10 protein-coding genes are annotated in these 12,564 nt (G+C 40.8%); all 10 read left to right on the top strand.

Annotation, left to right across the window (positions count from 1 at the left end; translation table 11 throughout):
* Positions 1–10 precede the first annotated feature (10 nt).
* The 10 genes from speB (at position 11) to ACFQ3N_RS00385 (ending at position 12,273) form a co-directional block, all read left to right on the top strand.
* A complete protein-coding gene (gene speB, locus ACFQ3N_RS00430; RefSeq protein WP_390358495.1) occupies positions 11–883 on the top strand; it encodes an agmatinase in 873 nt (290 codons plus the stop codon).
* A 141-nt stretch (positions 884–1,024) separates the two neighbouring features.
* Positions 1,025–1,450, top strand: a complete 426-nt coding sequence (locus ACFQ3N_RS00425) for a DUF1934 domain-containing protein (RefSeq protein ID WP_390358493.1) — start codon at positions 1,025–1,027, stop codon at positions 1,448–1,450.
* Positions 1,447–3,117, top strand: coding sequence for an arginine--tRNA ligase (gene argS, locus ACFQ3N_RS00420; RefSeq protein WP_390358491.1), 1,671 nt, complete (start codon positions 1,447–1,449; stop codon positions 3,115–3,117). The genes ACFQ3N_RS00425 and argS overlap by 4 nt, the downstream gene beginning before the upstream one ends.
* Positions 3,118–3,722: 605 nt before the next feature.
* Positions 3,723–5,837, top strand: a complete 2,115-nt coding sequence (locus ACFQ3N_RS00415; RefSeq protein WP_390358489.1) for a heterodisulfide reductase-related iron-sulfur binding cluster — start codon at positions 3,723–3,725, stop codon at positions 5,835–5,837.
* Between the two features lie 128 nt (positions 5,838–5,965).
* Complete coding sequence (locus ACFQ3N_RS00410) at positions 5,966–7,153, top strand: acetyl-CoA C-acetyltransferase (protein ID WP_390358735.1); 1,188 nt, start codon at positions 5,966–5,968, stop codon at positions 7,151–7,153.
* Between the two features lie 199 nt (positions 7,154–7,352).
* The gene (locus tag ACFQ3N_RS00405; RefSeq protein WP_390358487.1) at positions 7,353–8,201 is read left to right on the top strand and encodes a 3-hydroxybutyryl-CoA dehydrogenase; all 849 of its coding nucleotides are present in this window, start codon (positions 7,353–7,355) and stop codon (positions 8,199–8,201) included.
* A 66-nt stretch (positions 8,202–8,267) separates the two neighbouring features.
* Complete coding sequence (locus ACFQ3N_RS00400; RefSeq protein WP_390358485.1) at positions 8,268–9,410, top strand: acyl-CoA dehydrogenase; 1,143 nt, start codon at positions 8,268–8,270, stop codon at positions 9,408–9,410.
* A gap of 15 nt (positions 9,411–9,425) precedes the next feature.
* Complete coding sequence (locus ACFQ3N_RS00395; protein WP_390358483.1) at positions 9,426–10,565, top strand: acyl-CoA dehydrogenase; 1,140 nt, start codon at positions 9,426–9,428, stop codon at positions 10,563–10,565.
* Between the two features lie 136 nt (positions 10,566–10,701).
* Entirely contained in the window at positions 10,702–11,637 is a 936-nt protein-coding gene (gene meaB, locus ACFQ3N_RS00390; RefSeq protein WP_390358481.1) for a methylmalonyl Co-A mutase-associated GTPase MeaB, read from the top strand.
* Positions 11,638–12,273 carry a TetR/AcrR family transcriptional regulator gene (locus tag ACFQ3N_RS00385; protein WP_390358479.1) on the top strand — a complete coding sequence of 212 codons (636 nt, stop codon included), beginning with the start codon at positions 11,638–11,640 and terminating at the stop codon, positions 12,271–12,273.
* Positions 12,274–12,564 lie beyond the last annotated feature (291 nt).

The following is a 12,564-nucleotide window of genomic DNA, read 5'->3' as shown; positions in this document are numbered from 1 at the left end:
GGTGTATAACATGCGTTTTGATGAAGCATATTCAGGTAAGGTATTCATCATGTCCCAACCGGATGTCGAAAAAGCAAAAGCCATCATTTACGGCATGCCAATGGATTGGACCGTCAGCTTTCGTCCTGGTTCGCGGTTTGGTCCGGGGCGTATTCGTGAAGCATCAATTGGACTTGAGGAATACAGTCCATACATGGATAAACATTTGGAAGAAGTTGCTTATTTTGATGCTGGTGATATCCCACTGCCATTTGGTAATGCTGAACGCAGTATTACGGAAATTGAGAACTATGTAAAAAAGATAATAGCTTTAGGAAAATTTCCACTTGGACTTGGTGGGGAACACTTAGTAACGTGGCCAGTTGTACGTGCCATGCACGAGGAACACCAGGATATGGCATTTATTCATATTGATGCACATGCTGATTTACGTGAAGCGTATGAAGGCGAATCGCTATCACACTCCACGCCTGTTCACAAAATCGCAGAGCTGATTGGACCGGAAAATGTGTATTCATTTGGAATCAGGTCGGGAACGCGGGAAGAATTCGAGTATGCCAAAACAAGTGGCATGCATATGACAAAATTTCATGTCGTACAAGGGCTGCTTAAAATGTTGCCAACCCTCAGCAGACGTAAGGTTTATGTGACGATTGATATTGATGTGCTTGATCCAGCCTTCGCACCAGGTACAGGAACAGCTGAAGCAGGCGGCATCACTTCAAATGAACTATTAGAGGCAATTCAGCTTATCGCAGAGTCAGATGTGGATGTAATTGGTGCCGATTTAGTGGAGGTTGCACCAGCTTATGATCAATCTGAAAAAACAGCCATCGCAGCTAGTAAATTTATTCGAGAAATATTACTTGGCTGGGTAAAATAATAGGAATGCTCTCTCAGGAAGCGGGGGAGTGTTTTGTTTTTACGTATACAAAAAATTGATTTTAACTATTTGTTTCTTTATATTGATAAAGAGATACGTTTATCGCTATAATAGAAAATTATACCGTAGCAGGAGGATTGTATGAAAAGTCAACAAGCAAATGTTCAAATTGAACTAAAAACAGCCATTGAAGATGATGGGCAATTGGAACATAGCACAATAAAACAATCCGGTAATTTTTATCATAAAAATAATATCGATGTACTTACATTTAAAGAGGATATGGAAGGTTTGATCATTAGAAATATGATCACCATTCAAAAGGACAAAGTAAGTATTAAACGAACAGGTTCTATATCCATGAACCAACAATTTCGTGTTAATCAGTTAACGGAAAATGTGTACCAGCATCCACATGGAAACATACATATGGAAACATTCACAAAAGACATGGAATATCTGCCTGACAATGGCTTATTAACGGTCAATTATATAGTAAAACTAAACGGACAAGAAGAACGTAAGCATCAACTTGTCCTATCTTTCACAGAGGAGGTCTCCCAATGAACGTGTTAGCACAAACAGAAGAAACACTAAAACAGGAAATAGCTGCAGCCGTAATAAATGCGAATCTCGCTAGTGTTCAAGAGCTGCCTGAAGTTATTTTAGAAAAACCAAAAGACAAGGCACATGGGGATTTTGCAACAAATATTGCCATGCAGCTTGCACGTATTGCAAAAAAAGCACCACGCCAAATTGCTGATGATATCGTAGCAAAACTTGATAAAACGAAAGCATCCATTCAACAGGTGGATATCGCAGGACCAGGGTTCATTAACTTTTTTATGAAAAACGATTACCTTGGTGATCTTATTCCCACAATCCTAGAAGCAGATCAGGATTACGGTACAACAAATGCTGGGCAAGGAGAAAAAGTCCAAGTTGAGTTTGTATCCGTTAACCCAACTGGTGACCTGCATTTAGGTCATGCGCGTGGAGCGGCATTTGGGGATGTGCTTTGTAATGTTTTAAATAAGGCCGGCTACTATGTAGAACGAGAGTACTATATTAATGATGCAGGTAATCAAATTGATAACTTGGCATTATCGGTGCAAGCACGCTATTTGCAAGCTTTGGGTCGCGATGTCGAAATGCCTGAGGACGGCTATCACGGTACCGACATTATTGAAATAGGCAAAACTCTAGCTGTAGAGCAAGGGGATAAATGGGCAGTAGCAGAAGAAGCCGACCGCTTATCATTCTTTAAAGAGTACGGCTTAACATACGAATTAGATAAACTGAAAAAGGACCTGGCTGATTTCGGCGTTCAATTTGACAATTGGTTTTCTGAACAGTCCCTATACGATAACGACAAAATTGCAGACGCACTCGAGGTATTGAAAAAAGGAAACTATATCTATGAACAGGACGGGGCAACCTGGCTGCGTTCGACTGATTTTGGCGACGATAAAGACCGCGTACTCATCAAGCAAGATGGAACCTACACATATCTCACACCAGATATCGCGTACCACCAAAATAAGTTTGAACGTGGTTTCAACAAAGTAATCAACGTCTGGGGAGCAGATCATCACGGGTATATCGCACGTATGCGAGCAGCAATTCAAGCACTCGGTTATCGAGAAGAAAACTTCGGTGTGCATATTATTCAAATGGTAAACCTATTTGAAAAAGGCGAGAAAATTAAAATGAGTAAGCGATCGGGCATCTCTGTTTCGTTACGAGAATTAATGGACGAAGTCGGTGTCGATGCCGTACGTTATTTCTTTATCGCACGATCAAACGATTCTCAACTTGATTTTGATCTTAACCTTGCTCGCTCACAGTCCAACGATAACCCGGTATTTTACGTACAATACGCACATGCACGTATCTGCACGATGCTAAACCAAGCAGAGAGTAAGGGAATTGCTGTTGATCAAACGTTTGATCAATCGTTATTAACGTCAGAAAAAGAACTAGATCTGTTGAAAAAACTAGGTGAATTCCCACAATACATTGCAGATGCAGCAGAGAAATCTACACCACATAAAATGACACAGTATGTTTTTGACTTAGCAACCTTACTGCATAGTTTTTACAATGCAGCAAAAGTATTAGACCAAGAAAATCCAGAACTTACCAAAGCTCGAATAGCGCTAATGAAAGCAGTACGTATCACAATTGCCAATGGCCTAACCCTAATCGGCGTAACCGCACCAGAGAAGATGTAATCTTAAAAGCTTGCAGGAGAATGAAGGGAGACTTTCCTGTAAGCTTTTTTAACTTAAAGCTGTGCGATAATGGTTAAAACTTGTGCGATAATCACTTAAAGCTGTGCGGTAATGGTTGAAACTTGTGCGATAGTCACTTAAAGCTGTGCGATAATGGTTAAAACTTGTGCGATAATCACTTAAAGCTGTGTCATAATGGCTGAAAATTACGCGATAATCACAAAATTCGGTGCAATCATCCACGAAACCTATGCCATGACAAACTGTTTGTACTTCTCATCTATACGATCGTTTAGACATGCAGGTAGGGGGCATTCTGATTATTTTTTGCTCGATAGCGTATAAAGCTAGACTCGCCAAAATATGACAATATTTACATCCTGCTAAAAACCTGTTGACTGAATGATCATTCATGTATAAAGTAGTAATATACTTTAAAAAAAATAAAATTGCTATATTTTCCGAAAAATGCAATCGCTAACATTTTCCGTTATAATAGTTACTAAGATTGCAAGTAAAGGGAACAGTATAAGAAAGGCAAAAGTTTCACCTGACATGCTGTGATGCTTGGTTTTCCTTGTACTTTATAAAAGGGGGAGCGAATAATGGATACTTTTTTATTGATCAACATGCTAGCATTCATAGCTATAACCATCTATGGATTATATTTATTCGCTAGAGTTGTAGCTACACGAATTGCTTATATTAGACTCGGAAAAAAATCGGAATTTGACCGAGATTTCAAAGAACGGTTCCGCCGAATAGGGAAGATCGTTTTTGGTCAGTCGAAGCTACTTAAAGACAAGAAATCCGGAACAATCCATGTCATGATGTTTTATGGTTTTATATTGGTTCAATTCGGTGCGATTGACATGTTTGTAAGAGGGTTGTCACCAGGTAACCATTTACCTTTTGGACCGTTTTACGCTGGATTTACTTTTTTCCAGGAAATCGTCACACTAGTGATACTAGTTGCTGTTATATGGGCATTTCACCGCCGTTATATCGAAAAACTTGTTCGCCTTAAACGTGGATTTAAAGCAGGACTTGTTTTAATTTTTATTGGAACATTAATGCTCTCCGTTTTATTTGGAAACGGAATGGCATTAGTATGGCATGGTGAAGGTGTAACGTGGACAGAGCCAGTTGCTAGTTTAATAGCTTCAGCGTTTGCCTGGTTACCACAAAGTGCTGCTATGGTTATGTTCTATATCGCGTGGTGGGTTCATACGATTACCATTTTAACGTTCTTAGTTTATGTTCCGCAGTCAAAACATGCACACTTAATTGCTGCGCCAATTAACGTATTTTTAAGTAAACGTGTTCCTGGGAAATTGAAAAAAATAGATTTTGATATCGATGAAGACATAGAGGAAAGTGAAGAAGAGATTTCATTTGGTGTAGGAAAAGTGGAAGATTTTGAACAGCATCAAATGATAGACTTCTACGCATGTGTGGAGTGCGGACGTTGTACCGATGTTTGTCCAGCGTCATTATCAGGTAAAATGCTCTCGCCAATGGACATTATGATCAAAGTTCGCGATCATTTGACCGAAAAAGGAGCAGCAATCACTGGTAAATCGCCATGGGTTCCAGCTTATGCTTTCTCTAACACACAAGGAAACCAAATGGCTGGTTCTGGTGCGGGTGAAGCTGCAGCAGGTATGGAAAGTATGAGCCTGATTGGTGATGTTATTACAGAAGAAGAACTTTCTGGATGTACGACATGCCGTAACTGTGAAGATGCATGTCCGGTTAACAATGAACATGTTGGAACGATTATCGATATGCGCCGTTACCTTGTTATGACAGAAGGTAAAATGGATTCAGATATACAACGTGCAGTTATGAATATTGAACGTCAAGGTAACCCTTGGGGATTATCGAAAAAAGATCGCATCAAATGGCGCGAGCTTGACGAAGAGGCTTATATCCCAACTGTTAAAGAATTGAAAAAGGAAGAAAAAGACTTTGAATACTTGTTCTGGGTAAGTTCTATGGGTGCATACGACAACCGCAGTCAAAAAATCGCACTTGCTTTTGCAAAATTGATGAACCAAGCAGGTATCAGCTTTGCTATTCTAGGTAATAAAGAAGCTAACTCTGGGGATACAGCACGTCGTATTGGTAATGAATTCTTGTTCCAGGAAATTGCCGAGAAGAACATTAAAGAATTTGAAAAAAATGACGTGAAAAAGATCGTAACCATTGATCCACACGCATATAATATTTTCAAAAATGAATACCCTGATTTTGGTTTTGAAGCAGAAGTTTATCACCACACACAAATGCTGTATGACTTAGTGATGAACGGAAAACTGAAACCAGAACGCGAAATTAACCAACGACTTACGTATCATGATTCCTGTTATTTAGGAAGGTACAACGGTGTATATGATCCACCACGTGAAATTCTTAATTCCATTCCAGGCCTTGAATTGGTGGAAATGGATCGCAACAAAGAAAATGGAATGTGCTGTGGTGCAGGTGGAGGCTTAATGTGGACTGAAGAAACAACAGGTAACCGCATTAATGTATCCCGTACAGAACAAGCAATGGCCGTGAAACCAACAATGATTTCCAGTGCATGTCCATACTGCTTAACGATGTTGAGTGATGGTACAAAAGCGAAGGAAGTAGAAGAAGACATTAGCACATTGGATGTTGCAGAAATTCTAGCATTATCCGTGTTTGTTGAAAAAGAAGCACAAACTGCATAAGATAGAATGAGAGGTATTAACGTACCTCTCATTATTTAGTAATAGATTGAGTGAGCGTTCAATCGGAAGTGGAAAAGTAAGCGTTATCAATGGAAATAAATACATATAAACGAGAGGATGTCTTAATGATGAGAAAAACTGTTATCGTTTCAGGAGCAAGAACCCCGTTTGGTAAATTTGGAGGATCACTGAAATCATTTACCGCATCACAACTTGGCGGTAAAGCAATTCGTGAAGCATTGGATCGTGCAGGCCTTGACGAAAAAGAAATTGATGAAGTAATTATGGGAACTGTTTTACAAGGTGGTCAAGGTCAAATCCCTTCTCGCCAAGCAGCACGTGAAGCAGGGATTCCATGGAATGTAAAAACAGAAACAATTAACAAAGTTTGCGCATCAGGTCTGCGTAGTGTGACATTAGCTGACCAGCTAATCCGCTTGGGTGATGAGGATACCATTGTCGCAGGTGGGATGGAAAGCATGAGCAACGCACCATACTTCCTACCAGATGCACGCTGGGGTAATCGGATGGGCGATAAAAGTGTAAAAGATATGATGGTTCATGATGGTTTAACATGTTCGTTTAACGGTGTACACATGGGTAATTACGGAAATTCAACCGCTGAAGAGTACGAACTAACAAGAGAAGCACAAGATGAGTGGTCATACCGCAGTCATCAACGTGCAGGTCAAGCAATTAATGATGGGAAGTTTGCTGAGGAAATTGTTGCTGTTGAGGTCCCACAACGTAAAGGGGATCCAATCGTTGTTGATACAGATGAAGCACCACGCATGGATACCAGTGTGGAAAAACTAGCAAAATTACGACCTGCATTTGGCTCTGAGGGTACAATAACTGCAGGAAACGCTCCTGGTATTAATGATGGCGCATGTGCATTTGTTGTCATGTCTGACGAAAAAGCAGAACAATTAGGAAAGACGCCATTGGCAACAGTTCTTGGTCATGCGGAAGTTGCTGTAGAAGCAAAAGACTTCCCGCAAACTCCTGGTCTAGTAATCAATAAACTACTAGAAAAAACTGGTCATTCCAAAGGCGAAATCGACCTATTTGAAATCAACGAAGCATTCGCGGCAGTATCTCTTGCAAGCGGGAAAATTGCTGATATTGACCCAGAAAAAGTTAATGTTAATGGTGGAGCGGTTGCACTAGGTCATCCAATCGGAGCAAGTGGAGCACGTATTATTTTAACACTGATCCACGAACTAAAACGTCGCGGCGGTGGTCTTGGAATCGCAGCAATTTGTAGTGGCGGCGGTCAAGGCGACGCAGTATTAATCGAAGTTCCAAGAGGCTAGACTTCTATCTAAGATAGAAAGTCGCGCAACAGGGAAAGTCGCGCAACAGAGCAAGAAAGTCGCGCAACAGAGCAAGAAACTCGCGCAACAGAGCGGGAAAGTCGCGCAACAGAGCGGGAAAGTCGCGCACCCCAGCATAAAACTCGCGTAACAACGAAGACGAACTCGATCAAGCAACTATAAAGGAGGACCTTTCATCATGACAATAAAAAAAGTAATGGTAATTGGCGCAGGGCAAATGGGAGCGGGAATCGCCCAGGTCTGTGCGCAATCAGGATTTAGTGTATTACTAAATGACATGAACGAAGATGCCCTTGATAAGGGAATGAATAATATTGAAAAACTGCTCACGCGCGCCGTTGATAAAGAACGTATCACTGAAGAAGCAAAAGCAGAGACATTAAACAGATTAGCACCTTCATCTCAACTGAGTGATGCAGAGTCCTGTGATCTAATCATTGAAGCTATCGTAGAAAATATGGATGTAAAAACAAAGGTGTTTAGTGATTTAGATAAATTCGCTCCAAAGCAGGCAATTCTAGCGACGAATACATCATCATTGCCGATCACTGAAATTGCTGCTGCAACTAATCGTCCTGAACAGGTTATTGGTATGCATTTTATGAATCCAGTACCTGTTATGAAACTAGTGGAAATCATTCGAGGGCTACAAACGAGTGAGGAAACCTATCAAGCTATCGAAAATATGACAGAGAAACTAAGTAAAACACCAGTAGAAGTACAGGATTTTCCAGGGTTTGTTTCCAACCGAATCCTTATGCCAATGATCAATGAAGCGATTTATACCGTGTATGAAGGGGTGTCATCACCAGAAGATGTCGATACGGTTATGAAACTAGGTATGAATCATCCGATGGGTCCGTTAACTCTGGCTGATTTTATCGGTTTGGATACATGTCTGTACATTATGGAAGTACTACATGAAGGATTTGGCGACAGCAAATACCGTCCATGCCCGTTACTAAGGAAATATGTTAAAGCTGGATGGTTGGGCAAAAAGTCCGGCCGAGGATTCTATCAATATTAGGAAATGTACGTAAGCATTAAAGTAAAAAAATAAACGATCACGAAAAGCAGAGAGGGGGGCAATTATATGAACATGCATTTTTCAGAAGAGCAAGAAATGATGCGTAAAATGGTTCGAGATTTTGCCCAAAAAGAGGTTTCACCAGAAATAGAACGAATAGAGCAAGAAGACCGTTTTCCAAAAGAAATCATTCAAAAAATGGGTGAACTTGGGTTGATGGGGATTCCTATCCCGGAAGAATACGGTGGAGCAGGAATGGATTATACGTCCTACATTATTGCAATTCATGAGGTCTCGAAGGTAAGTGCGACACTGGGTGTCATTTTATCCGTGCACACATCTGTTGGTACGAATCCAATTTTATACTTTGGCAATGATCAGCAAAAAAAACAGTACCTACCAAAGCTTGCTACAGGTGAATACTTAGGTGCGTTCGCTGTTACTGAGCCTGGTGCAGGATCTGATGTTGCAAACATGAAAACGACTGCAAAAAGAGATGGCGACAATTATATTTTAAACGGTTCAAAAGTTTTCATTACTAATGGTGGTGCAGCGGATACGTATATCACGTTTGCACGAACAGGTGAGGAAAAAGGTGCAGCTGGTGTTAGTGCATTTATTATTGAAAAAGATACGCCAGGATTTGTAATTGGAAAAAAAGAGAGGAAAATGGGACTACACGGGTCAAGTACGGTACAATTGAGCTTTGATCAATGTGTTGTACCAAAAGAACAGTTGCTTGGAACCGAAGGCGATGGATTCAGAATTGCTATGGCAAACTTAAATGTCGGCCGAATTGGCATTGCTGCTCAGTCACTTGGTATAGGGGAGGCCGCTTTAGAACATGCGGTAAGCTATGCCAAAGAACGTGAGCAGTTTGGAAAACCAATCGCCTCGAATCAAGGGATAGCCTTTAAATTAGCAGACATGGCAACAGAAGTAGAAGCTGCTAAGCTATTAGTCTATAATGTTGCGTCAATGGTAGAGCATAATATTCCGTGTGGAAAAGAAGCATCCATGGCGAAAATGTATGCATCCAAAACAGCCATGAAAACAGCTATTGAAGCGGTTCAAGTATATGGTGGTTATGGATACACCGAAGACTATCCGGTAGAACGTTTCTTCCGTGATGCGAAGGTCACTGAAATATACGAAGGTACAAATGAAATCCAGCATATTGTAATCGCTAAAAATCTATTGAGGGACTAAGGGGGACAACGGAAAATGAATTTTCAACTAACAGACGAACAAGAAATGCTACGAAAAATGGTACGTGATTTTGCAAAAAAAGATGTCGAGCCAACAGCAGCAGAACGTGATGAAGAGGAACGTTTCGATCGGGAACTTTTTGATAAAATGGCTGAGTTAGGTCTGACAGGAATTCCATGGCCAGAAGAGTACGGTGGAATTGGTGCGGATTATGTGAGTTATGTAATTGCAGTTGAAGAGCTTTCACGCGTATGTGCATCAACTGGTGTAACGTTGTCAGCTCACCTTTCACTAGCAAGCTGGCCGATCTTTACCTATGGAAACGAAGAACAGAAGAAAACCTTCTTATACCGTTTAGCAACAGGTGAAGCGTTAGGTGCATATGCACTATCTGAGCCTGGTGCTGGTAGTGACGTTGTTTCGATGAAAACAACGGCAAAAGAAGATGGCGACCACTATGTATTGAATGGTAGCAAAGTATGGATCACCAATGGTGGTGTTGCTGATATTTATATCGTATTTGCAAAGACAGATGCGGATGCAAAACATAAAGGAATCAGTGCATTTATTGTAGAAAAAGGTACAGAAGGCTTCACATTTGGTAAAAAAGAAAAGAAACTTGGGATCCGTTCATCTCCGACAACAGAGCTAATTTTTGAAAATTGTCGTATTCCGAAAGAAAACATGTTAGGTGCTGAAGGTGAAGGATTTAAAATTGCGATGTCAACACTTGACGGTGGTCGTAACGGAATTGCTGCACAGGCATTAGGAATCGCTCAAGGAGCATTGGATGCAGCAGTAGATTATGCAAAAGAGCGCGAACAATTTGGTAAGCCAATTGCAACTAACCAAGGGATTTCTTTTAAATTGGCAGACATGGCAACAGAAATTGAAGCGTCTCGCCTACTAACTTACCAAGCTGCATGGCTCGAATCAGAAGGCAAACCATATGGAAAAGCATCTGCTATGTCTAAATTATATGCAGGTGACACAGCAATGCGTACAACTGTCGAAGCAGTTCAAGTATTCGGTGGATATGGTTATACAAAGGATTATCCTGTAGAACGCTATATGCGTGATGCAAAAATCACTCAAATTTACGAAGGAACAAACGAAATTCAACGACTTGTAATCGGTAGAATGCTTACAAAATAAATGAATGAGCAAAACTCGGGCCACAAAGCAACAAACTCGGGCCAGAACAAGCCAAACTAGGACTACAACGCACTCAACTCGGGCGATAGCACCCTCACCCTCAACTCAGGCCGCAAATCAGAAAGGACGTACTTACATGCACGCACTAGTCGAACGGATGAAAAATAAGGACATACGAGCATTAGCTAAAGCAATTACATTAGTGGAGAATGATCATCCAGAAAAACTTCAAATGCTTAGCGATGTGTTTTCGCTTAAAAAAAATGCCCGTTATGTTGGGATAACTGGATCACCAGGAGCTGGGAAAAGCTCTCTTGTGAACCAGCTCATTACCCATATCCGCAACGAAGGCAAAACCGTTGCTATTATTGCGGTTGACCCTACTAGTCCTTTCAGTGGCGGTGCATTGCTAGGTGATCGTGTTCGAATGAACCAGCATTTTACTGATGATGGTGTCTACATAAGAAGTATGGCGACACGCGGTAGTCTTGGAGGACTTGCTCGTTCAACAAAGGATGCTGTGCGGGTTTGTGATGCGTACGGGTTTGACGTTGTGATTGTGGAAACAGTTGGAGTCGGCCAATCAGAGCTCGACATTATGAAAATCGTGGATACAACAGCACTTGTGTTAACGCCGAACAGTGGTGATGTGTTGCAGATTTTTAAGGCAGGGATCATGGAAATTGCCGATTTATTCGTTATTAATAAAGCAGACCTTCATGGTGTAGGAAAATTAAAAGCCTTGTTGAAAGAGCTTGTGATGATGACATCGAGTGAAACACATGAACCATCCATAGTAAAAACGATAACAACCGAAAATAAAGGTATAGATGAATTGTGGGAGAAAATCAAACAGCATCATGAATTTTTGTACACGACTACAGAAGGAAAAAAACGACGTGTATTCCAGCAGGAACTTGAAGTACATGAGCTGATTCGTGAGGAAATATGGCGTGAAGTGAACGACTTTATAAAAAATAATAAGGAACTTCCTCCAATCGATGAAAATAGCGATCCCTATCAGCTAGCACGTGATTGGTTTAAAAAATGGAAAAAGGAAGGGGGAAGCTAAATGACCCAAAAACAAGTCCTTTCTTCTGTAAAAGACTCAGAACTAATCGAAAAACGTCGTAACCAGATGATAAAAGGTGCGATCACGCTTTTTAAAGAAAAAGGTTTTCACCGTACAACTACACGAGAAATTGCCAAGGAATCAGGCTTTAGCATCGGCACCCTCTACGAATATATTCGGAAGAAAGAAGATGTTTTGTTTCTTGTATGTGATTCCATCTATGAGCAGGTTAGAGAGCGATTGGAGCTAGCGATAGATTTAGAGAATCCATCGACTTCTAATCTAGTATCGGTAATTGAATCGTATTTTCACCTCATGGATGACATGCAGGAAGAAGTATTAATCATGTACCAAGAAGTAAAATCATTACAAAAAGATACCAAGGAATACGTACTGCAAAAGGAAAGAGACATGGTCGGTATGCTAGAACAGGTTATCGTTACGTGTATGCCGCATGAAATTTCCAAGCAGGACGCGGAATTATTAGCGAACAACATTTTCATTCAAGGACAAATGTGGGGATTTAGAAGATGGATGCTGCAAAAGCAATTTACACTTGAAGAATATGTCGACAGGCAAATTTATTATCTTTTACAAGCATTAGCAATAAAGCTTCCGTCTGATGAAGTAAGCTAACTAATTCATTATTATAAATAAGGATGTTTTCGTAAAGTTTGCTGCTTTTGAGAGAATAGATATAAAAAGCGAACGTATCAGCAACTTGATTTTCGCTCCGGGCAGTCGCTTTCCGCGGGCACGGCTTCAGCCAAGGTACTACTTGAATCCTCTTTTCTAAGTTCCCTTGCGCCGAGGAAGCAGACTTCGAAGCGTTACTAGAAGACGCAGGCGTATCTATGTGAGGCCTTCAGACAGGAAAGGCATAGGTGAAATTCTGAAATGCGTCAGCATGAAGAAGCTCACCAGCCG

Source organism: Virgibacillus byunsanensis (assembly GCF_042675965.1).
GTDB classification, from domain to species: domain Bacteria; phylum Bacillota; class Bacilli; order Bacillales; family Amphibacillaceae; genus Virgibacillus_R; species Virgibacillus_R byunsanensis.
The sequence above is the reverse complement of the archived record's forward strand: the minus strand, read 5'-3'. Positions and strand labels throughout refer to the sequence as shown.

Excerpts from the sequence above, each read along its gene's own strand:
- ACFQ3N_RS00410 (WP_390358735.1), top strand. The coding sequence starts at position 5,966 with ATGAGAAAAACTGTTATCGTTTCAGGAGCAAGAACCCCGTTTGGTAAA.
- ACFQ3N_RS00405 (WP_390358487.1), top strand. The coding sequence starts at position 7,353 with ATGACAATAAAAAAAGTAATGGTAATTGGCGCAGGGCAAATGGGAGCG.
- ACFQ3N_RS00425 (WP_390358493.1), top strand. The coding sequence starts at position 1,025 with ATGAAAAGTCAACAAGCAAATGTTCAAATTGAACTAAAAACAGCCATT.
- ACFQ3N_RS00400 (WP_390358485.1), top strand. The coding sequence starts at position 8,268 with ATGAACATGCATTTTTCAGAAGAGCAAGAAATGATGCGTAAAATGGTT.
- ACFQ3N_RS00395 (WP_390358483.1), top strand. The coding sequence starts at position 9,426 with ATGAATTTTCAACTAACAGACGAACAAGAAATGCTACGAAAAATGGTA.
- meaB (WP_390358481.1), top strand. The coding sequence starts at position 10,702 with ATGCACGCACTAGTCGAACGGATGAAAAATAAGGACATACGAGCATTA.
- argS (WP_390358491.1), top strand. The coding sequence starts at position 1,447 with ATGAACGTGTTAGCACAAACAGAAGAAACACTAAAACAGGAAATAGCT.
- ACFQ3N_RS00385 (WP_390358479.1), top strand. The coding sequence starts at position 11,638 with ATGACCCAAAAACAAGTCCTTTCTTCTGTAAAAGACTCAGAACTAATC.
- ACFQ3N_RS00415 (WP_390358489.1), top strand. The coding sequence starts at position 3,723 with ATGGATACTTTTTTATTGATCAACATGCTAGCATTCATAGCTATAACC.
- speB (WP_390358495.1), top strand. The coding sequence starts at position 11 with ATGCGTTTTGATGAAGCATATTCAGGTAAGGTATTCATCATGTCCCAA.